Origin of the sequence: Roseomonas elaeocarpi (assembly GCF_042433915.1) — a bacterium.
Taxonomy (GTDB): Bacteria; Pseudomonadota; Alphaproteobacteria; order Acetobacterales; family Acetobacteraceae; genus Roseomonas; species Roseomonas elaeocarpi.
On record NZ_JBHLUN010000008.1, the window covers coordinates 360,559 to 387,189 of the forward strand.

Below are 26,631 nucleotides of genomic sequence, written 5' to 3' on the forward strand. Positions count from 1 at the left end.
AAACCCTCGGTGTTGAGCCTTCCCATGCCCCCGCCACCCGGTGACCATGCGCCGCGTTGCAGCCAACCGTGAGCAGATGACGTTGGACCGTTTTCCGTGCGCTTTCCGTCCTTGAGCAGCCGGCTTTGAGGACCTCTCGGTGAGCGTCTGGGGCAAGATCATCGGCAGCGCCCTCGGCTTCGCCGTGGGCGGGCCGTTCGGCGCCATGCTGGGGGCTTCGCTGGGCCATGCCGCGGACGAGGGCGCGCTGGGCGGCGCCGTGCGTGGTGCCCTGCCGGGCGGCGCCACGCTGGCCGGGATGCTGGGTTCGCGCGAAACGGTGTTCGCGGTGGCGGCGGTGGTGCTGTCGGCCAAGCTCGCGAAGTGCGACGGGCCGGTGCGGCGCGCCGAGATCGATGCTTTCAAGACGCAGTTCCGCATTCCGCCCGAGAACATGCGCGAGGTGGGGGAGCTGTTCGACCGCGCGCGCGACACGCCGGGTGGCTACCTGCCCTATGCTGCGAAGCTGGGGGAAGCCTTCGGCGACGATGCGGGCGTGCTGGAGGATGTTCTGGGGGCGCTGTTCCGCATCGCCGGCGCGGACGGGCCGGTGAACCGGGCCGAGCTCGCCTTTCTGCAGTCGGTGCACGGCGCTTTCGCGCTCGACACCGCGGCCTGGGAACGCGCGAGCCGCGGCCGGCCGCGCATGGGCCACCCGGCGGCGGTGCCGGAAGGGCCCGATCCCTACGCCACGCTGGGCCTGGCGCCGGGGGCCAGCGACGAGGCGGTGCGCGCCGCGTGGCGCAACCTGGTGCGCGAACACCACCCCGACAGCCTGACGGCCCGGGGCGTGTCGGCGGATCTGGTGCGCCGCGCCACGGGCAAGGTGGCCGAGATCAACGCCGCCTGGGACAGGATCAAGCGGGAGCGCGGGCTATGAGTGACCACCTGTTTATCCGGGACCTCCTCAGCCCGAATCAGGACGACCGTCCCGCCGATACGCCGGTGGACACGCTCATCCTTCATTATACTGACATGGAAAGCGGCGCCGCGGCGATCGAGCGGCTGCGCGACCCGGTGGCGCGCGTGTCCTCGCACTACGTGGTGGAGGAGGACGGCGCGATCTTCCGGCTGGTGCCCGAGCATCGCCGCGCCTTTCATGCCGGCGTCTCTCACTGGCGGGGTCACGAGACGCTGAACGGCCGCTCGATCGGGATCGAGGTGGTCAACCCGGGCCATTCCTGCGGCTATCGCCCCTTCCCCGCGCTGCAGATGGCGGCGCTGTGCGAGTTGTGCCTCGACATTCTCGGCCGCTGGCCGATTCCGGCGCGCAACGTGGTGGCCCATTCCGACGTGGCGCCGGACCGCAAGCGCGACCCGGGCGAGTTGTTCGACTGGGAAGGGCTGGCCGCGAACGGCGTCGGGCTGTGGCCCTTCGGCATCTCGGGCAACAGCCTGGCCGCCGTTCCCGGCGGGGCCGAGCAGGCGGTGCCGCTGCTGCGCGCCATCGGCTACCCGGTGGACGAGGCCCGTCCGGAGATCGCGGTGACGGCTTTTCAGCGCCACTGGCGGCAGGAAGCGGTGTCGGGCGAATCCGACGCGGGAACCCTGGCCCGGCTGCGCGCGGTGGCGACGCTGTGCCGGGAACTGACCAGCGACGCGCCGAACGGGCTGCCCGGCAGCGGTCCCGGCGGGGATCCCGACAGCAGTCAGGTGGCCTGACCGCCGCCACGGCGACCCGCCCGACGACGTGGGGTGCGGTCGCTGAACACGGCTTCCGCCGGGGGTGGTTACCGGGAGCGTCGCTTCCGCGGAGCGTGACATCCTCAAGGCGTAGCTTTCTCGGGGCGAAGCTTTCTCGGGGCGAAGCTTCCTCCGGGGTGTGGCTTCCTCAGGGCGCGGCCCCCTGGGGCGAAGCGTCTGCCAAGCACGCTCCCCGGCGGGAACTCGGCCCGCTCCGCTCCGCGCGACCGGCACTGCACAACGACTCGGGTCGCCGCTTCCCGCTTGCCCCCGGACGCCGCCGGCCCCATACCGCCCCCGCCAGACGGCTGGACGGCCGCGGGGCGGGGTGGCGACACCTCGACTCGAGGAAAGTCCGGGCTCCACGGGAAAACGGTGCCGGCTAACGGCCGGCGGGGGTCAAACCCCAGGGACAGTGCCACAGAGAACAGACCGCCCACCCAGGTTCCAGCAACCTCGGCGGGTAAGGGTGAAACGGTGCGGTAAGAGCGCACCGCGCCTCCGGCAACGGCGGCGGCACGGTAAACCCCACCGGGAGCAAGACCGAATAGGGGCAACCGGCGAGCCTTGATGCAACAGCATCTTGGCCGACGCGGAGGCTTTCCCGCCTCGTTGCCCGGGTTGGTCGCGTGAGGCGCGCCGCGAGGTGCGTCCCAGAGGAATGGTCGTCCGTTTCTATCAGGAAACGACAGAACCCGGCTTACAGGCCGTCTGGCACTTTATTCCACCGCAAGTTGTTGTTTCGTTGGCGATCGCTCTTAAGCTCGCCTTTTAACCCCCTGATTTTACAATGTGACAGCGAAGCAACACCAAAGCGCAACAAACCGCCTTTCTGCGCATCGCCCGTCTTCGTCCTTGGCGTGGGTCTCCGGCCCATGATATCCCACGTCATCCCGTGAGGCCCGAATCCTGAGGGGGGCGAGGGGCCCATGGGGTGGTCGGGCGAGCCGGTGGGATCGGGGGGTCCCGCCGGCCGCTGTCCCGACCGAACGGTGGAGTTTGCGGAGGGGGTCCGCAGGCTCCCGAGCCTTTGGGGAGGGCGTGCTGCATCATGACCCTCTTCCTGGGCACTTTCACCAACAAGCTCGACAAGAAGGGGCGCGTTTCCATCCCTGCCCCGTTCCGCGGCGTTCTGACCCGCCTGGGCGTCGAGGACATCGTCTTGCGTCCCTACGAGCTCGACCCCTGCGTTGAAGGCTGGCCGCAAAGCGCCTTCGAGCACCATTCCGCCGCGGCCGAGCCGGTTGATCCCTTCGAGGACCCGCAGGACGACCTGCTGCTCACGCTCTTCTCGCAGGCCGAGGGCATCCGCCCCGACGGCGAGGGCCGCGTGACCCTGCGCGAGGACCTGATCGCCCACGCCAACATCACCGACAGCGTCTGCTTCGCCGGCATGGGCAAGAAGTTCCAGATCTGGGAGCCCACGGCGCTGCGCCACCGCCTGGCCGAGGCCGCCAAGGCCCGCCAGGAAGCGCAGCGAATCCAGCGCGCCATGAAGCTGGCCAACGGCCCGCTGGGCACCGGCGCCGTGCGGGGCGAGGCATGAGCGCGGCCCTCGACTTCGCCTCCAAGCCCGGCCACGCCCCGGTGATGCTGCGCGAGGTGCTGCGCGCGCTCTCGCCGCGCGACGGCGGCCACTACGTGGACGGCACCTTCGGCGGCGGCGGCTACACCGGCGCGATCCTGAACGCCGCTGCCTGCGACGTCTGGGCCGTGGACCGCGACCCGGACGCGATCCGCCGCGGCGCCCCGCTGGCGGAGGCCTCGAACGGCCGGCTGCACCTGATCGAGGGGCGCTTCGGTGACCTCGGGACCCTGGCCGCCGAGCACGGCGTGCCGGCGGCGGATGGGGTGGTGTTCGACCTCGGCGTGTCGTCCTTTCAGCTCGACGAGGGCGAGCGCGGTTTCTCGTTCCGCACCGACGGGCCGCTCGACATGCGCATGGAGCGCGCGGGCGAGAGCGCGGCCGACCTGGTGAACAGGCTGGGCGAGCGCGAGCTAGCCGACATCATCTTCCAACTCGGCGAGGAACGCTTCGCCCGCCGCGTGGCGCGCGCGATCCTGGCCGCCCGTGCCGAAGCGCCAATCACCACCACCGCGCGGCTGGCCGAGATCGTGCGCGGCGCCGTGCCGCGCGACCCGTCGGGGATCGACGGCGCCACCCGCACCTTCCAGGCGCTGCGCCTGCACGTGAACGACGAGCTGGGCGAGGTCGAGCGCGGCCTCGAAGCCGCGGCCGCGCTGCTGGCGCCGGGCGGGCGGCTGGTGGTGGTGGCCTTCCACTCGCTGGAAGACCGCATCGTGAAGCGCTTCCTGCGCGACGCCACAGGCCGCACCCCGGCCGCGTCGCGCCACGACCCGGCGGCGCTGCGCCCGCGCGACGCCGCCGGCTTCCGCCTGTTAACCACCTCCGCCCAGCGCCCCGAGGCGGACGAGACCCGAGCGAATCCGCGTGCCCGCTCCGCGAGGCTGCGCGCCATGGAGAGACTTGCCGCATGATCCGGCCCCTGACGCTGCTCACCCTGATCGCGGCCTGCGGGGCGGGGCTGCACCTGTACCAGGTGAAGCACGAGGTTTCGCTGCTCGATAAGCAGCTGGCCGGCATCCAGGCGCAGACCGAGGCGGCGCGGGCGCGCACCGGCATCCTGCGGGCCGAGTGGCAGCTGCTGAACGAGCCGGAGCGCCTGCGCCGCAACGTCCAGCAGTACCTGCCGCTCGACACCATGCAGCCGTCGCAGTTCATCCGCGCGGCCGACCTCGACCGCCGCCTGCCGCAGGCGGTGGCCTTCAACGGCGCGCCCAACATCTTCGCCAACCTGCCCGGCACCGCGGTCGCGGAGAACAAGCCCGCGGAAGCGCCGGCCGAGGCCGTGGCAGCCGCGGCCCCCGCGCAGCCCGCGGCCGACGCGCCGTCGCTGGCCATCGCCTCGGCCGCGGTGGCGGCCCCGGCGCCGCGCCGCGCCGAGCCGGCGCACGCGGAACCCGCCCGGGCGGAGCCGGCGCGCACCGAGCCGAGCCGGACCGAGATCGCCCGGTCTGAAAATGCACGGGCCGAAAGCGCAAGGGCCGAGGCGGCGCGGGCCGAAGCGGCCGAGGCCGCCGAGCAGGCGGAGCGCCGCCGCGTCGAGCTCGCCGCCGCCCAGCGCCGCCGCGCCGACAACGAGCGCCGCCTGGCCGAGCGCGCCGAGCGCCGCCGGCAGGAGCTGGCGGCCGCCGATGCGGCGGAGCGCGCGGTTGAGCCGCCCCGCGCCACGCTGGCCTCCGCCCGTCCGCTTCCCGCCCCCCGCCCCTACACCGCCCCGGTGGCAGTGCCTCGCTCCGTGCCGCTGGCGCCGCCCGCCGCCGCGCAGGTGGCGCAGGCCGCGCCGCAGCCGCTCTACCGCCCGGCCATGTCGCCGCCCCAGGCCCCGGCCTCCGCGCTCGGCTCCTCGCTGGGCGCGGCCCGCGGCTTCCTGGCGCCGCCGGTGCCGGTGGCCTCGGCCGGCGGGTATAACGGCGGCTACGGTTACGGCGCGCGATGAGCGGCCCCCGCGCCCCGCAGCCGGACGCGCAGCCCGGCCGTCCCGCCGCCGCCCCGCCCCTGCCCCGCGCCCAGGCGCGGGTGGACGACAACGGCAGCCGCGCGCGGCAGTCGCAGCCCGACCTCGCCCGGCGCGCCGCGCTGGAACGTTCGCGCGGCCGGCTGGTGCTGACCGCGATGGGCTTCGGCGTGCTGTTCGCCGCGGTGGGCACTAAGCTCGCCATCGCCACGATGCTCGACCCGCGTGAGCCGCGGCGCATCGCGATGCAGGCCGCCACCGGCGCCCCGGTGGCCACGGCCGCCAGCCGCGCCCCGATCACCGACCGCAACGGCGAGATCCTGGCCGTGTCGCTGCCGGTGACGGAGCTGGTGGCCAACCCGCGCCAGATCGAGAACCCAGCACAGGTGGCCGACCAGCTCGCGCGCATCCTGCCGCAGATGGACCGCGCCAAGCTGGCCGCGCGGCTGTCGGGCGACAAGCAGTTCGCTTATATCGCGCGCGCCCTGACGCCGCGTCAGACGCAGGCGGTGAACGACCTCGGCGTGGCGGGGCTGGAGTTCCACACCTCCGAGCGGCGCTACTACCCGCAGGGGCGCGCGGCGGTGCACGTCTTGGGCAACGTCGACGTGGACAACGAGGGCGTGTCGGGCGTCGAGCGCTACTTCAACGAGCGCCTGCGGCAGGCGCCCGACCAGGAGCTGCGCCTGTCGATCGACGTGCGCGTGAACGTGGCGCTGCGCGACACGCTGACGCAGGCGATCAGCGACTTCAACGGCATCGGCGGCGCCGGCATGCTCGAGGACGTGCGCACCGGCGAGATCATCGGCATGGTGTCGCTGCCCGACTACGACGCGGGCGACATCGGTGGCGCCACGCCCGAGCAGCGCTTCAACCGCGCCACGGTCGGCACCTACGAGCCCGGCTCGACCTTCAAGTTGCTGACCACCTCGATGGCGCTCGATTACGGCACGGCCAATCTTTACAGCACCTTCGACGCCGGGCACCCGATCCGCATCGGCCGCTTCACCATCCGCGACTTCCAGGGCAAGAACCGCGTGCTGTCGCTGCCCGAGGTGATTCAGTTCTCCTCCAACATCGGCGCCGCGCGCATCGCCATCCAGGTCGGCGCGCAGCGGCAGCGCGAGTTCCTCGGGCGCATGAACATGCTGTCGCGCCTGCATCTCGAGCTGCCGGAGCTGGCGACGCCGCTGGCGCCCCCGGCCTCGCTGTGGCGGGATGCCAGCACCTACACCATCGGCTTCGGCCAGGGCATCAGCGTCACGCCGCTGCACGTCATCAACGCGGTGTCCACCATCGCCAACGGCGGCACGCTGCGCCAGCCGACGCTGCTGATGCAGCCGCCGGGCACGCAGCGCGACGGCGTGCGCGTCATCACCGAGAAGACCACGGAGCTGGTGCGCAAGCTGATGCGCGTGGTGGTGACCGACGGTTCGGGCAAGACCGCGGAGGTTCCGGGCTACTTCCTCGGCGGCAAGACCGGCACGGCGCAGAAGGCCGGGCCGAACGGCGGCTACGTGCAGGGCAAGCGCATTACCGCCTTTGCCGGCGCCTTCCCGATGCAGGCGCCGCGCTACGCCATCTACCTCATGATCGACGAGCCCAAGCCCAACGCGCACAGCTACGGCTACGCCACCGCGGGCTGGGTGGCGGCGCCCGCCGCCGCGCGCGCCGTGGCCCGCATCGCGCCGATCCTGGGCATGGTGCCCGACGACCCGAAGGACCCGGCGATCCTCCAGTCGCTCTACGTGCCGCTGCAGCCCGGCCGCGGGCCCGCCCCGCGCAACCCCGCCCCCACCGGCGCCGCCCAGGCGGCGGCCCAGCCTGCGAGCCAGCCCGGCGCCGCCGCCGCGCCCGCCACCACGCGCCCGGCCTCGACCCGCAACCTCGCCACGCCGCCCCGCCCGCTCGCGCCGCCGGCCACCACCACGCCGCCGGGTACGGCCGAGAACCCGACGCGCGGCCCGCTGCGCACCACCGAGGCCCTGCCCGCCGCCAGCGGCACGGGCGGGGGACGATGGGACAACACCTATGCCGCGGCTCGATGAGCTGCGGAGCGCCCTGACGGAAGCCTCGCTGCTGCCGGACGGGGCGGCTCCGCCCGCCGGTGCCGGTGAAGCAGGGACCGGCGACGTGGCCATCCTCGGCCTGACGGCCGACAGCCGCGCGGTGGAACCCGGCTGGCTGTTTGCCGCCCTGCCCGGCACCCGCCACGACGGGCGCGACCATATCGCGGGCGCGGTGGCGCGCGGCGCGGCGGCGGTGCTGGCGCCCGCGGGCACCACCTGGCCGGTGGGCGTGCCGGCGCGGCCGCTGATCCTGGCCACCGATGCGCGGGCGGCGCTGGCGCGCATGGCCGCGCGCTTCCACGCCGCGCAGCCCGAGGTGCTGGTGGCGGTCACCGGCACCAACGGCAAGACCAGCACGGCGGATTTCCTGCGCCAGATCTGGGGGTTGGCCGGTTTCCGCGCGGCCTCGCTCGGCACGCTGGGCCTCGTGGCGGAAGGGTTTCCGCCCGGCCCCTCGCTGACCACGCCCGAACCCGTGGCGTTGCACCGGGACCTCGCGGCGCTGGCGCGGGCGGGTGTGGCGCACGCGGTGATCGAGGCTTCCTCGCACGGGCTGGAACAGCGCCGCCTGGACGGCACGCGGCTGGCGGCGGCGGGGTTTTCCAACCTGACGCGCGACCACCTCGATTACCACGGCGGCATGGAGGGCTACCGCGCCGCCAAGCTGCGGCTGTTCGACGCGCTGCTGCCGGCGGGCGCCCCGGCCGTGGCGAACGCGGACATGGAGGCCGCGACGCTGGTGGCGCTGCGCGACGTCGCGGTGGCGCGGGGCCTGCGCCTGCTGACCGTGGGCGAGCGCGGCGAAACGATCCGCCTGCTGCGTCACGAGCCCTTGCCCGAAGGACAGGTGCTGGAGGTTGAGGCTTTCGGGCAGCGGGCCACGCTGCCGCTCACCCTGCCCGGCCGGTACCAGGCCGACAACGTGTTGATGGCGCTGGCGCTGGCCGTGGCGACGGGGCTGGAGCTCGATCGTGTGCTGCCGCTGCTGCCGTCGCTGCGCACCGTGCGCGGCCGGATGGAGCTGGCGGCGCGGCTCGACAACGGTGCCGCGGTCTACGTGGATTACGCGCATACGCCCGACGCGCTGGAACGGCTGTTGGCGGCGCTGCGTCCGCACGTCGCGCCGGGCGGGCGGCTGCACGTCGTGTTCGGCGCCGGCGGCGACCGCGACCCCGGCAAGCGCCCGCTGATGGGTGCGGCCGCGGCGGCGGGCGCCGACCGCTGCTGGGTCACCGACGACAACCCGCGCTCCGAAGACCCGGCCACCATCCGCCGCGCGGTGCTGGCGGGCTGCCCCGGCGGCATCGACGCCGGCGACCGCGAGGGCGCCATCGCCGCCGCGCTGGATGACCTCCGCCCGGGCGACGTGCTGGCGGTCGCCGGCAAGGGCCACGAGAGCGGCCAGACCGTGGGCGGCGTGACCACGCCCTTCGACGACGTGGCGGTGGTGCGGCGCCTCCTCGGGCTGGGGGTGGCGGCATGACGCTGTGGACGGCGGAGGCGCTGCGCGCGGCCACGGGCGGCACGCTGCCCGGCGAGGTGGCGGTGGACGGCCTGTCGATCGACACCCGCACGCTGCAGCCGGGCGACCTCTTCGTGGCGCTGCGCGACCAGCGCGACGGGCACGAGTTCGTGGCGCAGGCCCTGGCGGCCGGCGCGGCGGCGGTGCTGGTGGACCATGACCCGCCGGGCGTCGGGCCCGACGCGCCGCTGCTGCGCGTGGCGGATACGCTGGCGGGGCTCACGGCGCTGGGGGCGGCGGCGCGGGCGCGGTCGAGCGCGCGCTTCGTGGCGGTGACGGGAAGCGTCGGCAAGACCACCACCAAGGAGATGCTGCGCCACGGACTCTCGGCCGTGGCGCCGACGCACGCGGCGGTGGCCAGCTACAACAACCAGTGGGGCGTGCCGCTCACCCTGGCGCGGCAGCCGGCCGAGGCCCGCTTCGCCGTGATCGAGATCGGCATGAACAACCGGGGCGAGATCGCGCCGCTGTCGCGCTTGGCGCGCCCGGACGTGGCGGTGATCACCGTGGTGGCGCCGGCGCATGTCGGCCACCTGGGCTCGGAGGAGATCATCGCCGAGGAAAAGGCCGACGTCTTCGCGGGCCTGAAGCCCGGCGGCGTGGCGGTGATCCCGGCCGACGGCCCCCACGCGGCACGCCTGGCCGAGCGCGCGGCCGAGGCCGGGGCGCGGCTGGTCCGCTTCGGGCTGGACGAGGCGGCCGAGGCGCGCCTCCTGGGCTGGGACGGCGACGCGACCTCGTCGCGGGCCGAGGTGGTGCTGCACGGCCGCAGCCTCCGGCTGCACCTGCCCCTGCCCGGCCGGCACATGGCGCTCAACGCCACCGCCGCCCTGGCCGCGGCCGAAGCGCTGGGCGCCGATCCGGCCGTCGTGGCCGAGGCGCTGGGCGGCTTCACCGCCGGCGCCGGTCGCGGCGCACGGCAGCGCCTGCCCTTCCGGGGCGGCGAGATCCTGCTGCTGGACGAAAGCTACAACGCTTCCACCGTGTCGATCCGCGCGGCGCTGGGCGTGCTGGGCGCGCAGCCGGCGGCGCGGCGGGTGGCGGTGCTGGGCGACATGCTGGAACTCGGTGAGCACGGGCCAGGGCTGCATCTTTCGCTGGCGCCCGACGCCGCCGCGGCGGCCGATCTCGTGTATGCCTGCGGTCCGCTGATGCGCGGGATGTTCGAAGCGCTGCCGCCCGCGCGGCGCGGCGCCTGGGCCCCGGACTCCGCGGCGCTGGCGCCGGTGCTGGCGGGGGCGCTGCGGCCCGGCGACGCGGTGATGATCAAGGGTTCGCTCGGCATGCGCATGGCGGTGCTGGTCGCGGCGCTCCGGAACGGTGACAAGGAAATTTCGCGTTGATCTATAACCTCGTCACCTCTCTGGGCGAGCAGTTCTTCCTGTTCAATCTGGTTCGCTACGTCACCTTCCGCGCGGGCGCCGCCTGCCTGACGGCGCTGCTGGTGTCCATGATCTTCGGCCCCGCCGTGATCCGTTGGCTGCGCACCTTTCAGCGCGGCGGGCAGCCGATCCGCGCGGACGGGCCGGAGCGTCACCTGATCGAGAAGAAGGGCACGCCCACCATGGGCGGCGTGCTGATCCTGCTGGGGCTGTGCGGCTCGACGCTGCTCTGGGCGGACCTGCGTTCCGGCATCGTCTGGGCGGTGCTGATCGTGACGCTGGGCTACGGGCTGCTGGGCTTCTGGGACGACTGGCTGAAGGTCACCAAGCGCAACACCAAGGGCGTGTCGGGCAAGATGAAGCTCGTGGTGCAGGCGGGCCTCGGGCTGGTGGTCGCCGTGTGGCTGAGTTGGCTGATGCCCTACAACCTCCAGCACCAGCTGACGGTGCCGGTGTTCAAGGACCTGCTGATCCCGCTGGGGCTGCTGTTCCCCGTGGTGGCGATGCTGGTGATGATGGGTGCTTCCAACGCGGTGAACCTCACCGACGGGCTGGATGGTCTCGCCATCGTGCCGGTGATGATCGCGGCGGGCGTGTTCTCGCTGATCGCCTACCTGGTCGGCAACCGCATCTTCTCGGACTACCTGCAGCTGAACTTCGTGCCCGGCACGGGTGAGCTCGCGGTGTTCCTGAGCGCCCTGATCGGCGCGGGGCTCGGCTTCCTGTGGTACAACGCGCCGCCGGCCGCAGTGTTCATGGGCGACACCGGCTCGCTCTCGCTCGGCGGCGCGCTGGGCGCGGTGGCCGTCGCCACCAAGCACGAGATCGTGCTGGCCATTGTGGGCGGCGTCTTCGTGGTGGAAACCGTCAGCGTCATCGTTCAGGTCTTCTGGTACAAGCGCACCGGCCGCCGCGTCTTCCTGATGGCACCGTTGCACCACCACTTCGAGAAGAAGGGCTGGGCCGAGCCCACCATCGTGATCCGCTTCTGGATCGCGGCGATGATCCTGGCCCTGATCGGCCTTTCCACGCTGAAGATCCGCTAATGACCGCCGCCCCGAACCCCCACGCGGCGATCGACGAGGTGGGCTTCCGCCCCTTCGCCGGGCGGCGCTTCGTTGTGGTCGGGCTGGGCAAGGCCGGGCTGCCGGCGGCGCGCCGATTGCGCGGCTGGGGCGCGGAGATCACCGTCTGGGACGACAACGCCGCGAAGCGCGCAGAGGCCGCGGCGGAAGGCTTCACCCTGCGCGACGCGGGCGCGGAACCTTTCGCGGCCGAGGCGCTGCTGCTCTCGCCCGGCATCCCGCACCGCCTGCCGCGCGTCCACCCCGCCGCCGCCCGCGCCCTAAAGGCCGGCGCGCCGGTGCTGTGCGACGCGGAGTTCCTGTTCCTGGCCGCCAAGGCGGCGGGGTCCGCCGCGCGCTTCCTGGGCGTCACCGGCACCAACGGCAAGTCCACCACCACGGCGCTGCTGCACCACATGCTGCGCAGCGCCGGCATGGCGGCGGAGGCCGGCGCCAACCTCGGCCCGGCCGCGACCTCGCTGCCCCTGCTGCGCGAGGGCGCCTACGTGCTGGAGATGTCCTCCTACATGCTGGAGCGCCTCGACGCGCTGCGCTTCGACACCGGCGTGATGCTGAACCTCAGCCCGGACCATCTCGACCGGCACGGCGGCATGGCGGGCTATGCCGAAGCCAAGGCGCGGATTTTCCTGGGCAACACGGTGTCGGTGCTGGGCATGGACGACGTCCTGTCACGAGAACTGGCGGGGCGCGTCACCGGCCGCCTCGTGCCGGTCTCCGGCAGCACGCCGCAGCCCGGTGGCGTCTGGGCCGAGGGCACGATCCTGCGCGACGAGGCCGGCCCCCTCCTCGACCTGCGCGAGGCCCCGGCCCTGCCCGGCACCCACAACGCGCAGAACGCCGCCGCCGCCGCCGCCGTGGCGCTGCGGATCGGCCTTTCGCGCGATCAGGTGGCCGCGGGCTTGCGCAGCTACGGCGGGTTGCCGCACCGGCAGGAACGGGTGGCGGAACAGGACGGCATCCGCTTCGTCAACGACAGCAAGGCCACCAACGCCGACAGCACCGCCTGGGCGCTGGGCACCTACGACCGGGTGGTCTGGATCGCGGGCGGGGTGCCCAAGGAAGGCGGCATCGCGCCGCTGGCGCCCTTCTTCCCTCGGGTTGCGGAGGCCATCCTGATCGGCCAGTGCGCCCCCGACTTCGCCGAAACCCTGCGCGCGCACGGCGTGCCGCACGCGGTGGCCGGCACGCTGGAGCAGGCGGTGCCGGCGGCGCGCGAGGCCGCCCGGCGCACCGGCGCGCCGGTGGTGCTGCTGAGCCCGGCCGCCGCCTCCTTCGACCAGTTTTCCGGCTTCGAGGCGCGCGGCGAGCGCTTCCGCGAGCTGGTTCTCCACCCCGCCACTTCCTCCTGATCGGAGCAGCCTCCTCATGGCCCTCTCGCGCGCGGACTCCTCGGTGCTGGGACGCTGGTGGTGGACGATCGACCGCTGGACGCTGGCGGCACTGCTGACGCTGATGGGCTTCGGCTACGTCATGATGCTGGCGGCCTCGCCCGCGGTGGCCGAGCGCATCGGCGCTTCCTCGCGCAACTTCTTCATCATTCGCCAGGTAGGCTACCTCGCCCTTTCGGCGGCGGTGATGATGTGCGTCTCGATCCTTTCGCCCCGGCAGGTGTTGCGCCTGGCGCTCCTGGGCTTCGCGGCGGGGCTGGTGCTGACCGCCGCCACGCTGGTCGTCGGTGTTGAGATCAAGGGCGGCCGCCGCTGGCTGCCGATCCCGGGCATGTCGCTGCAGCCTTCCGAGTTCCTCAAGCCCTGCTTCGCCGTGGCGGCCGCCTGGCTGCTGTCGGAGGTGCGCGGCAGCGGCCCGATCTCCCGCTGGGCCGGTTGGGCCGCGGCGGTCGGCTGCTACGCCTTTATCGCGCTGATCCTGAAGAGCCAGCCCGACATCGGCATGCTGCTGGTGATCTCGGTGGTGTTCTTCACCCAGGCCTTCATCAACGGCTTGCCGGTTGTGGCGGTGGGCGGCGTCGCCGGGCTGGGCGCGCTGGCCGGCGTCGGCGCCTACCTGACGCTGCCCCACGTCCGCTCGCGCGTGGAGCGCTTCATGGACCCGGCGGCGGGCGACAACTACCAGGTGAACGTGGCGCTGGAAGCCTTCGGCAATGGCGGGCTGATGGGCGTGGGCCCGGGCGAGGGCCGCATCAAGAACGTCCTGCCCGACGCCCATGCCGACTTCGTCTTCGCCGTGATGGGCGAGGAGTTCGGCGCCATCGTCTGCGCCGCGATCATCGCGCTGTTCATCTTCATCGTGGTGCGCGGGCTGATCCGCCTCCTGGCCGAGACCGACATGTTCATCGTGCTGGCCGTCACCGGGCTGCTGACGCAGTTCGGGCTGCAGGCCTTCGTGAACATGGCCTCCACCCTGCACCTGATCCCGACCAAGGGCATGACGCTGCCCTTCGTGAGCTACGGCGGCTCCTCGGTCGTGGCGATCGCGCTGGGCATGGGCTTCCTGCTGGCGCTGACGCGCCGCCGCACCGGCCGCAATGCCGAGGGCCGTCACGCCGAGGTTGGGGCGTGAGGGGCCCGCGCGTGCGCCCCTACGTGATCGCGGCCGGCGGCACCGGCGGTCACGTCTTCCCGGCCGAGGCGCTGGCGGCGGAACTCGTCGCGCGCGGCGAGCGCGTGGCGCTGATGACCGACAGCCGCTCCGGCGCGCTGAAGAGCGCGGCCTTCGCGGGCGCCGAGCGCTTCGTGCTGCCGGGCTCGGGCCTGGCTGGCCACGGCGCGGCCAAGGCGGCGCTGGGCGCGCTGGCGCTGGCGCGCGGCACGATCGCGGCGCGGGTGCTGCTGAACCGGCTGGAGCCGGCGGCGGTGGTGGGCTTCGGCGGCTACCCCTCCGTGCCGCCGGTGCTGGCGGTGCGCACCCTGCCGGCTGCGAAGCGCCCGGCGGTGATCCTCCATGAGCAGAACGCGGTGCTCGGCCGCGCCAACCGCTTCCTCAGCCGCGGCGCCGACCTGCTGGCGCTGGTGTTCGAGGGCACCACCCGCGTGCCGGGGAATGTCCGGGCCGAGGTCGTGGGCAACCCCATCCGCCCGGCGCTGGCCGCCCTGGCGGGGGAAGGTTACGAGGCCCCGACCGAAGAGATCCGCCTGCTGGTGCTGGGCGGCAGCCTCGGCGCCCGGGTGTTCAGCGACGTGGTGCCGGCGGCCCTGGCCCTGATCCCCGCCCCGCTGCGCGCCCGCCTGCGGGTGACGCAGCAGTGCCGTGCGGAAGACCTCGACCGCGTCCGCGCCGCCTATGCCGATGCCGGGGTCCGGGCCGAGCTCGCGCCCTTCTTCGCCGACGTGGCGGCGCTGTATTCCGCAGCCCACCTCGTGGTTTCGCGCGCAGGTGCCTCCAGCGTCTGCGAGATCGCCTGCGCCGGCCGCCCCGCCATCCTGGTGCCGCTGCCCGGCGCCATCGACGACCACCAGGCCGGCAACGCCCGCGCCCTGGCCGAGGCCGGCGCGGCCGAGGTCATCGCGCAAAGCTCGTTCACGCCGGAAGCCCTGGCTTCCGCGTTGACCGCGCGGCTGGAACACCCTACCCGCCTCGCCGAGGCCGCCGCCGCCGCGGCACGCCTCGCCCGCCCCGACGCGGCGGCCCTGCTCGCGGACCGGGTGCAGGCGCTCGCCCGCTCCCACCACACCACCACTCGCTGACCCAGGGGAGGCTGCCAGCATGCGCGCCCTGCCGCTCAACATCGGCCCCATCCACTTCGTCGGCATCGGCGGCATCGGCATGTCCGGCATCGCGGAGGTCCTCCATAACCTGGGCTACCAGGTGCAGGGCTCCGACGTGTCGGAGGGCTACAACATCGACCGCCTGCGCAAGGCGGGCATGAAGATCACCATCGGCCACGACGCCGCCAACCTGGGCGACGCCGCCGTGGTGGTGGTGTCGTCGGCCATCAAGCGCGACAATCCGGAACTTTCCGCCGCGCGCGAACGCCTGCTGCCGGTGGTGCGCCGGGCCGAGATGCTGGCCGAGCTGATGCGCCTGCGCTGGGCCATCGCGGTGGGCGGCTCGCACGGCAAGACCACCACGACCTCGCTGATCGCGGCGGTACTGGAAGCGGCGAAGTTCGACCCGACGGTCATCAACGGCGGCATCATCAACGCCTACGGCACCAACACCCGCCTGGGCGAGGGCGACTGGATGGTGGTGGAAGCCGACGAGAGCGACGGTTCCTTCCTGAAGCTGCCGGCGGTGGTCTCCATCGTCACCAACATCGACCCGGAGCACCTCGACCACTGGGGCACGGCGGAAGCGATGAAGGAGGGCTTCGCGCAGTTCGTCGGCAACATCCCCTTCTACGGCTTCGCGGTGCTCTGCGCCGACCACCCCGAGGTGCAGGCGATGATCCCCCGCCTGAGCGACCGCCGCCTGATCACCTACGGCTTCTCGCCCCAGGCCGACGTGCGGGCCGAGCGCGTGATCACCGACCGCATGGGCGCCACCTTCGAGGTCGTGGTGCAGGACCGCCTGGCCAAGCGCACCCGCCACCTCAAGCCCTTCCGCCTGCCGATGCTGGGCCAGCACAACGTCCTCAACGCCCTGGCCGCCATCACCGTCGGCGTCGAGATGGACGTGCCGGAAGAGGTCATCCGCTCCGCCCTCGCCTCCTTCAAGGGCGTCAAGCGCCGCTTCACCCGCGTCGGCGAGGCCAGCGGCATCACGGTGATCGACGACTACGGCCACCACCCGGTGGAGATCGCGGCGGTGCTCAAGGCCGCGCGCCAGGCCGGCGCCCGCGACGTGGTCGCCGTGGTGCAGCCGCACCGCTATTCCCGCCTGCAATCGCTGTTCGAGGACTTCTGCAAGTGCATGAACGACGCGGGCACGGTGATCGTGGCCGACGTTTACGCGGCGGGTGAACAACCCATCGAGGGGATGGACAAGGACGGGCTGGTCGAGGGGCTGCGCGCCCATGGCCACCGCTCGGTGGTGCCGCTGCCGGGCCCGGACAGCCTGGCCGAGATGGTGCACGCCATCGCGCGGCCGGGCGACTACGTGGTCTGCCTCGGCGCCGGCTCCATCACCACCTGGGCGCACGCCCTGCCGGAACAGTTGCAGGCGCTGCAGGCCAAGTCCGGCCCGCGCGACGCCTTCGGCGCGCCCTCGCAGGCGCCGCGCCGCGTGGCCGCGCCCACCGCATGAGCGCCACGGCCGGGAGTGACGCCGCCATGGTGGACGGGGCCGGACCCGACGGCAGCGCCCCCGCTGCGGGTGCCGGCAACACGGCTCCGCCGGCGGGCGAGGCCGCGTCGCTGCCGCCCTTCCTCGCCGGGCTGCGCGGCCGCGTGGCCGCCGAGGCGGTGCTCGGGCCGCAGACCTGGTTCCGCACCGGCGGCCCGGCCGAGTGGCTGGTGCGCCCGGCCGACCTGGACGACCTGCTCGCCCTGCTGCGCGCCCTGCCGGCCGAGGTGCCGCTGACCGTGCTGGGTGCGGCCAGCAACCTGATCATCCGTGACGGCGGCCTGCGCGGCGTGGTGCTGCGCCTGGCGCGTGGCTTCAGCGAGATCACGCGCGATGGCGACGGCTTCGTGGCGGGCTCGGCCGTGCTGGACGCGACCCTGGCCGAGGTCGCGGCCGCTGCCTCGATGACCGGCCTCGAATTCTTCAGCGGCATCCCCGGCAGCATCGGCGGCGCGGTGGCGATGAACGCCGGCGCCTACGGACGGGAGGTCTGCGACGTGCTGGACTGGGCCGAAATCGCGACGCCCACGGGCCTGCGCCGCCTCGTGGCCGCCGAGTTCGCCTTCCGCTACCGCCACGCGACCCTGCCCGAACGGGGAATCGTCACGCGTGCACGATTCCGTGTGTCGCCCGGCGACGCCTCTGCTATTGCCTCCCGCATGGGGGAGATCCGTCAGAGCCGGGAAGCGACGCAGCCGGTTCGTGCACGGACGGGCGGCAGCACCTTCAAGAACCCGCCCGGCGACAAGGCCTGGCGGCTGATCGACGCGGCCGGCTGCCGGGGGCTGCAGATCGGCGGCGCGCAGGTCAGCGAGAAGCATTGCAACTTCCTGCTCAACCTCGGCGGTGCCACCGCGGCCGAGGTCGAGGAGCTGGGCGAGGTCGTTCGCGCCCGCGTGTTGTCCATGTCCGGCATCTCGCTGGAATGGGAAATCAAGCGTTTGGGGGAGAAGGCCCGATGATGCGCGTTGCCGTGCTGCTGGGGGGTATCTCGGCGGAGCGCGAGGTGTCGCTGTCGTCCGGCCGGCAATGCGCCGCCGCGCTGGAAAAGGCGGGCTTCGCGGTCACCCGCATCGAGGTGGGCGAGGACCCGGGCGCGCTGATCGCCGCCCTGCGCGAGGCCAAGCCGGACGTGGTGTTCAACGCCCTTCATGGCCGCTTCGGCGAGGACGGTTGCGTCCAGGGCATCCTGGACTGGCTGGGCATCCCCTACACGCATTCGGGCGTGCGCGCTTCCTCGGTCGCCATGAACAAGGCCGCCGCCAAGGCTGCCTTCGCCGCCGCCGGCCTGCCGGTGGTGCCGCACAAGGTGGTGGATGCCGCCGAGCTGGAGCGCGAGGACCCGCTGCCGCTTCCTTACGTCATCAAGCCGGTCGAGGAAGGCTCCTCGGTGGGCGTGCACATCCTCAAGGCCGGCGACAACCGCCGTGCCGAGATCGCGCGCAACTGGCGCTTCGGCGCCATCATGGCCGAGCCCTACGTCGCGGGGCGCGAGCTGACGGTGGCGGTGATGGGCGACCGCGCGCTGGAGGTCACCGAGATCAGCGCCGAGGCCGGCGAGTTCTACGACTACGAGAGCAAGTACGCCGATGGCGGCTCCCGCCACGTGCTGCCCGCACCGATCCATCCCGACGTGCGCGCGCAGGCGATGGCGGTCGCGGTGGCGGCGCACCTGGCGCTGGGCTGCCGCGGCGTGTCGCGCGCCGACTTCCGCTACGACGACACCGCCGGCGAGCCCGGGCGCCTCGTGCTGCTGGAGGTCAACACCCAGCCCGGCATGACGCAGACCTCGCTGGTGCCGGAACAGGCGGCGCACAACGGCATCGCCTTCCCGGACCTGTGCCGCTGGATCGTGGAACAGGCCCGGCACGACGGGGTGCAGCGCCATGCCGCGTGAGGCCGTCCGCCCTTCGGGCTTCCGCCTGTGGCTGCGGCGGCGCCGCAACCTCGTGCGGCCGGCCATCCGCATCGGCATCGCGTCCGCGCTGGTCGGCGTGGTGGCGCTGGGCGTCGCCGCCTTCAACCCGGCGGGACAGCTCTTCGCCCTGGGCTCGGGCCTCGCCTCCGCCACGGCCGAGGCGGGCCTGCGCATCCGCGACATCCAGATCGACGGTGCCGAGAACGCGCCGCGGGCGATGATCCGGCAGGCGCTCGGCGTGAAGGTCGGGGATCCGACGCTCAGCTTCTCGCCCGAGGAAGCACGCGAGCGGCTGCAGAACCTGGCCTGGGTCGAGAGCGCCGAGGTGGAGCGCCACCTTCCCGGAACCGTGGTGGTGCGGGTGACCGAACGCCGCCCTTTCGCGATCTGGCAGAACCAGGGCCGCTTCTCGGTGGTGGACCGGGAGGGTCGGGTGGTGGCGACGGACCGGCTGGACGCCTTCGGACCCCTGCCGCTGATCGTGGGAACGGGGGCGGAGAAGAGCGCAGCGGCACTCTACGACCTGCTGAAGACGGCACCCGACGTGCTGGCGCGGACGCAGGCGCTGGTGCGGGTGGGCGAGCGTCGGTGGAACCTCCATCTGCACAACGGCGCCGACATCCTGCTGCCCGAGGGCGAGGAGAAGCCCGCCATCCAGCGCCTCGCCGAGCTGCAGCAGCGAAACGCCCTGCTCGACCGGCCGCTCGCCAGCGTGGACATGCGCCTGCCCGACCGTCTCGTGGTGCGGCAGGTCAACGCGCCGCAGGCCCCAGCCGATCCGAAGCGCGGCAGCGCCAGAGGGTGAAGGCGCAGGTGGCGACCGGGGCAACCCACGGGGCAACCCACAAGGCGACCCACGAGGCGACGCGCCCGGAACGGCATCCGGCGCGCCCGGCCGCGCGCGGAACGACGCACGCAGCGAAGCGCGGAACGGACCGCGCAGCAGATCAAAGGGTGAGAGCGCCGTGAACCAGATCACCCGCCGTCGCCCGGTCGAGAACCTCGACGACGCACCGCCGCCGCCGCGCCGCCGGCTGCGCCGCGCGCGGCCCGGCATCTTCGGCGTGCTCGACCTCGGCAGCACCAAGGTCGCCTGCCTGATCGCGCGCATCGACAATGACGGGCTGCCGCGCGTGCTGGGCTACGGATGGAAGCGTTCCGCCGGCATCAAGGGCGGCAACGTGGTCGACCTCGTGGAAGCCGAGCACGCCGTGCGCGACGCCGTCGCCACCGCCGAGGAGATGGCGGACCACAAGCTGTCGGGCGTGATCTGCAACCTGTCCTGCGGACAGCCCGAGAGCCGCTTGCAGAACCTGCAATGGACCATCGGCGGCCGCGCGGTGACGGAAGCCGACCTGCGCGCGGTGCTGACCGACGGACGCCGCCGCGCGATGGAGGAAGGGCGCGAAAGCGTTCATGCCGTGCCGCTCGGCTTCACCATCGACGCGACGCCGGGCGTGGACGATCCGCGCTCGATGATCTGCGACACGCTGGGCGCGCAGCTGCACCTGGTGAATGCGTCCTCCGCATCGCTGCGCAATCTCGGCGCCTGCCTCGCGGGCTCGGATCTCGAGATCGAGGAGCTCGTGTCCGCGCCCTACGCCGCGGCGCTGGCGGTGCTGGTGGATGACGAGAAGGAACTCGGCGCCACGGTGGTGGACATGGGCGGCGGCTGCACCAGCCTCGCGGTGATTCACGAAGGCCACCTGATCCACACCGCGCAGGTTCCCGTCGGCGGCTGGCAGGTCACCAACGACCTCGCGCGCGGGCTGACCACGCCGATCGTGCAGGCGGAACGCATCAAGACGCTGCACGGCGGCGTCATGGGCACCGCCGAGGACGAGAAGGAGATGTTGCACTTCCCGCAGGTGGGCGAGGACGAGGACCACCTCGCGCGCGTGCCGCGGTCGATGGTGATGAACATCGTGCGCCCGCGGCTGGAAGAAACACTGGAACTCGTGCGCGACCGTCTTGAAGCCGCGGGGCTGGGCTCCGAAGTCGGCTCGCGCGTCGTGCTCACCGGCGGTGCGAGCCAGATGGTCGGCGTGCGCGAACTCGCGGCACGCGTGCTCGATCGCCAGGTGCGACTCGCACGCCCGCATCCGGTGCGCGGGTTGCCGGAGATCGCGCATGGCCCGGGCTTTGCTACGACATTGGGCTTGCTCGCCTGGGGGGCGGGTGAAGGTCGGCCGATCCTCGACCTCGATCCCGGAACAGTTGCGGCGCGCGGCAAATTTGCGCGCTTCGTGAACTGGCTAAAGGATCGGGTCTGAGGCAATGTGCCGGTGGGGATAGTTCTTTTCGCTTTGATTGCGTCGCCGATAGGGGGGCTACGCCGATGACACTCAATCTGACCATGCCGCGTCAGCAGCATACGGATTTCTCGCCGCGCATCACCGTGGTGGGCGTCGGCGGTGCCGGCTGCAACGCGGTCAACAACATGATCGCCATGGGGCTCGATGGGGTCGAGTTCCTGGTGAGCAACACCGACGCGCAGGCGCTGCTCAACAGCCGTGCGGAGCGTCGCGTGCAGCTCGGCCCGCACCTGACGCAGGGCCTGGGCGCCGGCGCCAAGCCCGAGATCGGCCGCGCCGCCGCCGAGGAAGCGACCGAGGACCTCGCGCGCCATCTCGAAGGCGTGCACATGGTGTTCATCACCGCCGGCATGGGCGGCGGCACCGGCACGGGTGCGGCCCCGGTGATCGCGCGCATGGCGCGTGAGCGCGGCGTGCTGACGGTCGGCGTGGTGACCAAGCCCTTCGACTTCGAAGGCCCGAAGCGCCGCCGCTCCGCCGAGCAAGGGCTCGAGGAGCTGCAGCAGTACGTCGACACGCTGATCGTCATCCCGAACCAGAATCTCTTCCGCAAGGCGAACGAGCGCACCACCTTCGCCGAGGCCTTCAAGATGGCCGACGACGTCCTCTACATGGGCGTGCGCGGCGTGACCGACCTGATGGTCAATCCGGGCCTGGTGAACCTCGACTTCGCCGACATCCGCACCGTCATGGCCGAGATGGGCAAGGCGATGATGGGCACGGGCGAGGCCGAGGGCGACGAGCGCGCCGTCAAGGCCGCCGAGGCCGCGATCAGCAACCCGCTGCTGGAGGACACCTCCATGCGCGGCGCCCGCGGCGTGCTGATCAACATCACCGGCGGCTGGGACATGACGCTGTTCGAGGTCGACGAGGCCGCGAACCGCATCCGTCGCGAGGTCGACGAGGAAGCCAACATCATCTTCGGCTCCTCCGTCGATGAGACGATGAACGGCCGCCTGCGCGTGTCGGTGGTCGCCACCGGCATCGACGCCCAGGACGCCGAGGCCATCACGCTCCAGCAGCAGCAGGCCGAGGCGCCGCGCCTCGTGGCGGTCGGCGGCGGCGCCCCGATCTCACCGATCGGTGCCCCCGTGGTGCCCGGCAGCGTGCCGGTGTCGCGCGCCGGCGGCGTGCAGCCCGCCGCCCGTTCCGGCCCGATCGGCGCGCCCACCATCGGCCCCGTGCCGATGACCGCGCCCTCGCCGATGGTGCAGAGCAGCGGCTCCAACGCGCCCGGCCCGGTGCGCCTCGCCGCGCGTCGTCCGGCCAACCTGGACCAGCCGCCGGTGGCCGAGGCGGCGCCCTCCGCGCCCGCCCCGGTGGCCGCCGAACCCGTCGAGGAAGAGGCGCCGCAGGGCCCGCTGCCCACCAACGAGCCCGTGCTGCGCGGCCCGCTGGCGGCGCCGCGCGCCCCCGCCCCGGTGGCGCCCGCGCCCACCGCCGCGCCGGGTGGCCTGAACCGCCTGTTCCGTCAGGCGACCGGGCTGATGCGCCGTCCGCCCGTGGACGAGCCGCAGCTGCAGGCCCCCGCCGTCCCGCAGGCGCCGCGGGCCGAGGCCGCGCCCCGCGCGCCGCAGGCCACCGAGACCGGGCTCGACATCCCGGCCTTCCTGCGCCGTCAGAAGAACTGACACGCCGCCGCGCCTTCGCGGGCGCAGCACGACTCGAACCCGCCCGGTTGTTTCCGGGCGGGTTTTTTCATGCCGAAATTCAGGCGAAATCAGTCACTTGCGGCGAAATATGGAGAAACAACGCTTGAATGGCGTTGTTCCCCGGAGGGTGCCAGTTTCCTTCTCGACGGAAGCATGTCCGTCGGCAGGAGTGGGTTCGTGGACGGCTACATCCCCAACGCTTCCGGTTTTCGCAGGACCCTGAAGGCGGCCATCGGCTGCGTCGGGACGGGCCTGCATACCGGCGCGCGCGTGTCCATGACGCTCCGCCCCGCGGCGGCCGGCTCGGGCATCGTGTTCCGCCGCACCGACCTCGGCCGCGACATCCCCGGCCGCTTCGACCGCGTGAACGACACCCGCCTTTGCACCGCGCTCGAGGCCGATGGCGCGCGCGTGGGCACGGTGGAGCACGTCCTGGCCGCGCTGGCGGCCTGCGGCGTGGACGACGCCGTGATCGAGGTGGATGCCCCCGAGATCCCCATTCTCGACGGTTCCGCCGCCCCCTTCGTGTTCCTGATCGACTGCGCCGGCACGGTCGCCTCCTTCACCCCCCGGGAGACGATCGAGGTTCTGAAGACCGTGCGCGTCGAGGAGGGCGAGGCCTGGGCGGAGCTGCACCCCTCGAAGCGCCCCGGCCTCGAGGCGGCGCTGTGCATCGACTTCCCCGGCACCGCGGTGGGCCGCCAGGCCCTGTCGCTGCGCGTGACGGCCGATGCCTTCCGCGAGGCGCTGGCCGATGCCCGCACCTTCACCATGGCCGAGGACGTGGCGCGACTCCGCGCCGCCGGTCTCGCCCGCGGCGGCTCGCTCGCCAACGCGGTGGTGGTGGACGGCCCGCTGGTGCTGAACCCCGGCGGGCTGCGCCACCCGGAGGAATTCGTGCGCCACAAGCTGCTCGACGTGGTGGGCGACCTGTCGCTGGCCGGCGCGCCGCTGCAGGCGCGCTTCGTCGGCCACCGCTCCGGCCACGGGCTGAACAACCGCCTGCTCCGCGCCCTCTTCGCGGACAACAAGGCCTGGCGGCTGGCGGCCCCGAGCTTCGCCACGGCCCCCGCCAATGCCCGCCTGCCGGCCGCCGCCGTGCCGGCCTGACCCTCCCCCCGCTTCCACCCCGCTCGCCCGACCTTTCCTTCCCCCCTCGTCCCCCCTCCCCCGCATCGCGCCCGCCTGCCGTCCTCCCCCCGGACGGAGATCGGCACTTCCACCCCTGCCGGCCGGGCGCGGCCGTGCTATAGGGCGCCCACCATGCGCATGTCCGCCGACCCCCGCCCCGCCAACCGCCGCCCCCGGCGCCTGCTGCCCTTGGCGGCGCTGGTGCTGGCACCGCTGATGCTGCCGGGCTGCGAAACGCTCGGGCTGAGTTCCTGGAACGGCAAGGCGGACTCGCTGGGCGCCAAGGAGCTGGCGGCGCGGGAGCACACGCCCGAGGGCCTCTACGCCGGCGGCATGGATGCGCTGAAGGCCGAGAAGCCGGCGCAGGCGGTGGAACTGTTTGAAACGGTGGAGCGCGAGTACCCCTATTCCAGCTGGGCCACCAATGCCCGGCTGATGGGCGCCTATGCCGAATACTCGCGCAACCGCTACACCGAGGCGCTGACCGCGCTGGACACTTTTATCCAGCTGCACCCGGCGCATCGCGACATCGCCTACGCCTACTACCTGCGCAGCCTGTGCTACTACGAGCAGATCAACGACGCCCAGCGCGACCAGTCCGGCACCTCCACCGCGATGGCGGCGCTGCAGGATGTGGTGAACCGCTTCCCCGACACGCCCTATGCCCGCGACGCGCGCCTCAAGATCGACCTGGCGCGCGACCACCTGGCCGGGCGCGAGATGGAGATCGGCCGCTTCTACCAGAAGCGCGGCCTCTACGCCGCGGCGATCGGCCGCTTCCGCGTGGTGGTGGACAACTACCAGACCACCAACCACGTGCCCGAGGCGCTGCACCGCCTGACCGAGATCTACCTCGCCATGGGCCTGCGCGACGAGGCGCGGCAGACCGCCAGCGTGCTGGGCCACAACTACCCGGGCAATCCCTGGTACCAGGACAGCTATGCTCTCCTGGTGGAGGGTGCCCCGCCCGCGCCGGATGAACGTCCGGGCTTCTTCCGGCGGGTCACCAACGCCATCTTCTGAACCGCAACCGCTGCGGGAGCCCGCGTGCTCGCCTCACTTTCCATTCGTGACGTGGTGCTGATCGAGCGCCTCGATCTGCGCTTCGGCGCCGGCCTGACAGTGCTGACCGGTGAGACCGGCGCCGGCAAGTCGATCCTGCTCGACAGCCTCGGGCTGGCGCTGGGCCAGCGTGCCGAGAGCGGCATGGTCCGCGCCGGCCAGTCGCAGGCCAGCGTCACCGCCGCCTTCGCCCCCACCCCCGACCACCCGGCCTTCGCGCTTCTCGCCGAGCAGGGCATGGAGCCCGAGGACGAGATCGTGGTCCGCCGCGTGGTCAATGCCGACGGCCGTTCCCGCGCCTTCGTCAACGGGGAGCCGGTGGGCGTGGGCCTCTTGCGCCGCCTCGGCGCCCTGCTGGTCGAGGTGCAGGGCCAGCACGACCAGGTGGGCCTGGCCGACGCCGCCACGCATGGTGGGCTGCTGGACGCGTTCGGGGCGCTGGAAACCCGGCGCAACGGCGTGGGCGAGTGCTTCCGCGCCTGGCGCAACGCCAACCGTGCCCTGCGCGAGGCGCAGGACGCCATCGCCGCCGCCCAGCGCGACGAGGAATGGCTGCGCCACGCGGTGGGCGAGCTCAGCGACCTGGCGCCCGAGGAGGGCGAGGAGGACGCGCTGTCGGCCGAGCGGCAGACGCTGCAACAGGGCGAGCGCCGGGCCGAGGCCATCGCCTCTGCACTCAGCGAGCTGCAGCCGCGCGACCGTCGCGGCGGCACCGGCCCGGCGGCGGCCCTTCGCAACGCCGCCCGTGCGCTGGAGCGCCTGCCGCCGCCCAACGAGGAAGCCGCCCCGGCCCTCGCCGCCCTCGCCGCGGCGCAGGACGCGCTGTCGGACGCGGAAGGTCTGCTGGAGCGGCTGAGCGCCGATATCGGCCCCGACCCGAAGCGGCTGGAGCAGCTGGAGGAACGCCTCTTCGCGCTGCGCGCGGCCGCCCGCAAGCACGCCGTGCCGGTGGTGGAACTGCCCGCGCTGCTCGCCAGCCTGCGCGAGCGCCTCGGCGCGCTGGACGCCGGCACCGGCCGCGTGGCCGCGCTGGAAACCGCCGCCAAGGCCGCGCGCGACAGCTTCCTCGGGGCCGCCAACGCCCTGACCGAGGCGCGCACCGCCGCCGCGCGCAAGCTGGAAACCGCGGTGGCGCGGGAACTGGCGCCGCTCAAGCTCGACCGCGCCCGGCTGCACATCGAGATCGCCCCGCGCGAGGAAGCCTCCTGGGCGGCCGACGGCGTGGACCGCGTGACCTTCCTGGTCAGCACCAACCCGGGCCAGACGCCGGGGCAGCTCGCCAAGATCGCCTCGGGCGGCGAGCTGTCGCGGCTGATGCTGGCGCTCAAGGTCGTGCTGGCGCGCGGCTCGCCGGTGCCGACGCTGGTGTTCGACGAGGTCGACAGCGGCATCGGCGGCGCCACGGCCGCCGCGGTGGGCGAGCGCCTCCAGCGCGTGGCGGACCGGCTGCAGGTGCTGGTGGTGACGCACAGCCCGCAGGTGGCGGCGCGCGGCGCCTCGCACCTGCGCGTGGCCAAGGGCGTGCGCGGCGACCGCGCCGAAACCCGCGTCGAGCCGCTGGACACCGGCGACCGGCGCGAGGAAATCGCCCGGATGCTGGCCGGCGAGCGCATCACCGAGGCCGCCCGCGCCGCGGCGGACGAGCTGCTGGCCGGCGCTGCTTGAACGTCTGCGCCGTGCACTGACGGGGTGAGGCCGGGGGAGAGAAGGAATTCTCTCCCCCTGGACCCCCTCTCATCTTTTCCTGGGACGCTGCCGCGCGGCGGGTGGAAGCCGGCCGCGTGATGGCGGCCGCTGCTCATCCTGAAAAGAGACAGCCTCCTGTCAGCGCTGGCTGACACGTTTCTCGCTCCGGGTCATGGACCCGGAGCGCGTAGGTCCGGCCAGGTTCCCGTGGCAGCGTCCCGAAAAGAAGATGAGGGCGGAGGGGTCGAGGGGAGGCGGGAGAATTCCTTCTCCCGCCTTCCCCGGAGAGTCCGGCACCGCGCCACCGCCATCTCTTTGCCGCGGAGGCGGGTGACATGTTCGCCCGGGGCGCTAGTGTCCGCGCCCT

General features: G+C 73.0%; 21 protein-coding genes and 1 other RNA gene. All 22 read left to right on the forward strand.

Annotated features, from left to right (window positions below):
- Positions 1-139: 139 nt before the first annotated feature.
- The 22 genes from ACFFGY_RS13065 (at position 140) to recN (ending at position 26,243) form a co-directional block, all read left to right on the forward strand.
- Positions 140-919 (forward strand): TerB family tellurite resistance protein, encoded by a 780-nt coding sequence (locus ACFFGY_RS13065; protein WP_377044931.1) that lies wholly within the window; start codon positions 140-142, stop codon positions 917-919.
- On the forward strand, positions 916-1,701 hold the full coding sequence (locus ACFFGY_RS13070; RefSeq protein WP_377044932.1) for an N-acetylmuramoyl-L-alanine amidase: 786 nt from the start codon (positions 916-918) through the stop codon (positions 1,699-1,701). The genes ACFFGY_RS13065 and ACFFGY_RS13070 overlap by 4 nt, the downstream gene beginning before the upstream one ends.
- A 321-nt stretch (positions 1,702-2,022) precedes the next feature.
- Positions 2,023-2,441, forward strand: an RNA gene (gene rnpB / locus ACFFGY_RS13075) — RNase P RNA component class A.
- Positions 2,442-2,773: 332 nt separating this feature from the next.
- Positions 2,774-3,268, forward strand: coding sequence for a division/cell wall cluster transcriptional repressor MraZ (locus ACFFGY_RS13080; protein WP_377044933.1), 495 nt, complete (start codon positions 2,774-2,776; stop codon positions 3,266-3,268).
- Complete coding sequence (rsmH, locus tag ACFFGY_RS13085; RefSeq protein WP_377044934.1) at positions 3,265-4,221, forward strand: 16S rRNA (cytosine(1402)-N(4))-methyltransferase RsmH; 957 nt, start codon at positions 3,265-3,267, stop codon at positions 4,219-4,221. Before ACFFGY_RS13080 ends, rsmH begins: the two co-directional genes overlap by 4 nt.
- The gene (ftsL, locus tag ACFFGY_RS13090; RefSeq protein WP_377044935.1) at positions 4,218-5,243 is read left to right on the forward strand and encodes a cell division protein FtsL; all 1,026 of its coding nucleotides are present in this window, start codon (positions 4,218-4,220) and stop codon (positions 5,241-5,243) included. Before rsmH ends, ftsL begins: the two co-directional genes overlap by 4 nt.
- Entirely contained in the window at positions 5,240-7,309 is a 2,070-nt protein-coding gene (locus ACFFGY_RS13095; RefSeq protein WP_377044936.1) for a peptidoglycan D,D-transpeptidase FtsI family protein, read from the forward strand. The genes ftsL and ACFFGY_RS13095 overlap by 4 nt, the downstream gene beginning before the upstream one ends.
- Positions 7,293-8,813 (forward strand): UDP-N-acetylmuramoyl-L-alanyl-D-glutamate--2,6-diaminopimelate ligase, encoded by a 1,521-nt coding sequence (locus ACFFGY_RS13100; RefSeq protein WP_377044937.1) that lies wholly within the window; start codon positions 7,293-7,295, stop codon positions 8,811-8,813. Before ACFFGY_RS13095 ends, ACFFGY_RS13100 begins: the two co-directional genes overlap by 17 nt.
- Positions 8,810-10,195 carry a UDP-N-acetylmuramoyl-tripeptide--D-alanyl-D-alanine ligase gene (locus tag ACFFGY_RS13105; protein ID WP_377044938.1) on the forward strand — a complete coding sequence of 462 codons (1,386 nt, stop codon included), beginning with the start codon at positions 8,810-8,812 and terminating at the stop codon, positions 10,193-10,195. The genes ACFFGY_RS13100 and ACFFGY_RS13105 overlap by 4 nt, the downstream gene beginning before the upstream one ends.
- Positions 10,192-11,280 carry a phospho-N-acetylmuramoyl-pentapeptide-transferase gene (mraY, locus tag ACFFGY_RS13110; RefSeq protein WP_377044939.1) on the forward strand — a complete coding sequence of 363 codons (1,089 nt, stop codon included), beginning with the start codon at positions 10,192-10,194 and terminating at the stop codon, positions 11,278-11,280. Before ACFFGY_RS13105 ends, mraY begins: the two co-directional genes overlap by 4 nt.
- Positions 11,280-12,668 carry a UDP-N-acetylmuramoyl-L-alanine--D-glutamate ligase gene (gene murD, locus ACFFGY_RS13115; protein ID WP_377044940.1) on the forward strand — a complete coding sequence of 463 codons (1,389 nt, stop codon included), beginning with the start codon at positions 11,280-11,282 and terminating at the stop codon, positions 12,666-12,668. The genes mraY and murD overlap by 1 nt, the downstream gene beginning before the upstream one ends.
- Before the next feature lie 16 nt (positions 12,669-12,684).
- Positions 12,685-13,839: an FtsW/RodA/SpoVE family cell cycle protein gene (locus tag ACFFGY_RS13120; RefSeq protein ID WP_377044941.1), complete on the forward strand. Its 1,155-nt coding sequence runs from the start codon at positions 12,685-12,687 to the stop codon at positions 13,837-13,839.
- Positions 13,836-14,963 (forward strand): undecaprenyldiphospho-muramoylpentapeptide beta-N-acetylglucosaminyltransferase, encoded by a 1,128-nt coding sequence (gene murG, locus ACFFGY_RS13125; RefSeq protein ID WP_377044942.1) that lies wholly within the window; start codon positions 13,836-13,838, stop codon positions 14,961-14,963. The genes ACFFGY_RS13120 and murG overlap by 4 nt, the downstream gene beginning before the upstream one ends.
- Positions 14,964-14,982: 19 nt before the next feature.
- On the forward strand, positions 14,983-16,461 hold the full coding sequence (murC, locus tag ACFFGY_RS13130) for a UDP-N-acetylmuramate--L-alanine ligase (protein ID WP_377044943.1): 1,479 nt from the start codon (positions 14,983-14,985) through the stop codon (positions 16,459-16,461).
- A gap of 26 nt (positions 16,462-16,487) precedes the next feature.
- Positions 16,488-17,462 (forward strand): UDP-N-acetylmuramate dehydrogenase, encoded by a 975-nt coding sequence (gene murB / locus ACFFGY_RS13135; protein ID WP_377045050.1) that lies wholly within the window; start codon positions 16,488-16,490, stop codon positions 17,460-17,462.
- Entirely contained in the window at positions 17,459-18,397 is a 939-nt protein-coding gene (locus ACFFGY_RS13140; RefSeq protein ID WP_377044944.1) for a D-alanine--D-alanine ligase, read from the forward strand. Before murB ends, ACFFGY_RS13140 begins: the two co-directional genes overlap by 4 nt.
- Positions 18,387-19,223: a cell division protein FtsQ/DivIB gene (locus ACFFGY_RS13145; RefSeq protein WP_377044945.1), complete on the forward strand. Its 837-nt coding sequence runs from the start codon at positions 18,387-18,389 to the stop codon at positions 19,221-19,223. Before ACFFGY_RS13140 ends, ACFFGY_RS13145 begins: the two co-directional genes overlap by 11 nt.
- A gap of 160 nt (positions 19,224-19,383) precedes the next feature.
- Positions 19,384-20,691, forward strand: coding sequence for a cell division protein FtsA (gene ftsA / locus ACFFGY_RS13150; protein ID WP_377044946.1), 1,308 nt, complete (start codon positions 19,384-19,386; stop codon positions 20,689-20,691).
- A 65-nt stretch (positions 20,692-20,756) separates the two neighbouring features.
- Positions 20,757-22,364: a cell division protein FtsZ gene (gene ftsZ, locus ACFFGY_RS13155; RefSeq protein ID WP_377044947.1), complete on the forward strand. Its 1,608-nt coding sequence runs from the start codon at positions 20,757-20,759 to the stop codon at positions 22,362-22,364.
- Positions 22,365-22,538: 174 nt separating this feature from the next.
- Entirely contained in the window at positions 22,539-23,495 is a 957-nt protein-coding gene (lpxC, locus tag ACFFGY_RS13160) for a UDP-3-O-acyl-N-acetylglucosamine deacetylase (protein ID WP_377044948.1), read from the forward strand.
- Positions 23,496-23,654: 159 nt separating this feature from the next.
- A complete protein-coding gene (locus ACFFGY_RS13165) occupies positions 23,655-24,539 on the forward strand; it encodes an outer membrane protein assembly factor BamD (protein ID WP_377044949.1) in 885 nt (294 codons plus the stop codon).
- Between the two features lie 24 nt (positions 24,540-24,563).
- Positions 24,564-26,243: a DNA repair protein RecN gene (gene recN, locus ACFFGY_RS13170; protein ID WP_377044950.1), complete on the forward strand. Its 1,680-nt coding sequence runs from the start codon at positions 24,564-24,566 to the stop codon at positions 26,241-26,243.
- Positions 26,244-26,631 lie beyond the last annotated feature (388 nt).

What these genes read in the sequence shown, in the direction of transcription:
- ACFFGY_RS13070 (WP_377044932.1), top strand. Translation starts at nt 916, where the DNA reads ATGAGTGACCACCTGTTTATCCGGGACCTCCTCAGCCCGAATCAGGAC.
- ACFFGY_RS13080 (WP_377044933.1), top strand. Translation starts at nt 2,774, where the DNA reads ATGACCCTCTTCCTGGGCACTTTCACCAACAAGCTCGACAAGAAGGGG.
- rsmH (WP_377044934.1), top strand. Translation starts at nt 3,265, where the DNA reads ATGAGCGCGGCCCTCGACTTCGCCTCCAAGCCCGGCCACGCCCCGGTG.
- ftsL (WP_377044935.1), top strand. Translation starts at nt 4,218, where the DNA reads ATGATCCGGCCCCTGACGCTGCTCACCCTGATCGCGGCCTGCGGGGCG.
- ACFFGY_RS13095 (WP_377044936.1), top strand. Translation starts at nt 5,240, where the DNA reads ATGAGCGGCCCCCGCGCCCCGCAGCCGGACGCGCAGCCCGGCCGTCCC.
- ACFFGY_RS13100 (WP_377044937.1), top strand. Translation starts at nt 7,293, where the DNA reads ATGCCGCGGCTCGATGAGCTGCGGAGCGCCCTGACGGAAGCCTCGCTG.
- ACFFGY_RS13105 (WP_377044938.1), top strand. Translation starts at nt 8,810, where the DNA reads ATGACGCTGTGGACGGCGGAGGCGCTGCGCGCGGCCACGGGCGGCACG.
- murD (WP_377044940.1), top strand. Translation starts at nt 11,280, where the DNA reads ATGACCGCCGCCCCGAACCCCCACGCGGCGATCGACGAGGTGGGCTTC.
- ACFFGY_RS13120 (WP_377044941.1), top strand. Translation starts at nt 12,685, where the DNA reads ATGGCCCTCTCGCGCGCGGACTCCTCGGTGCTGGGACGCTGGTGGTGG.
- murC (WP_377044943.1), top strand. Translation starts at nt 14,983, where the DNA reads ATGCGCGCCCTGCCGCTCAACATCGGCCCCATCCACTTCGTCGGCATC.
- murB (WP_377045050.1), top strand. Translation starts at nt 16,488, where the DNA reads ATGGTGGACGGGGCCGGACCCGACGGCAGCGCCCCCGCTGCGGGTGCC.
- ACFFGY_RS13140 (WP_377044944.1), top strand. Translation starts at nt 17,459, where the DNA reads ATGATGCGCGTTGCCGTGCTGCTGGGGGGTATCTCGGCGGAGCGCGAG.
- ACFFGY_RS13145 (WP_377044945.1), top strand. Translation starts at nt 18,387, where the DNA reads ATGCCGCGTGAGGCCGTCCGCCCTTCGGGCTTCCGCCTGTGGCTGCGG.
- ftsZ (WP_377044947.1), top strand. Translation starts at nt 20,757, where the DNA reads ATGACACTCAATCTGACCATGCCGCGTCAGCAGCATACGGATTTCTCG.
- lpxC (WP_377044948.1), top strand. Translation starts at nt 22,539, where the DNA reads ATGTCCGTCGGCAGGAGTGGGTTCGTGGACGGCTACATCCCCAACGCT.
- ACFFGY_RS13165 (WP_377044949.1), top strand. Translation starts at nt 23,655, where the DNA reads ATGTCCGCCGACCCCCGCCCCGCCAACCGCCGCCCCCGGCGCCTGCTG.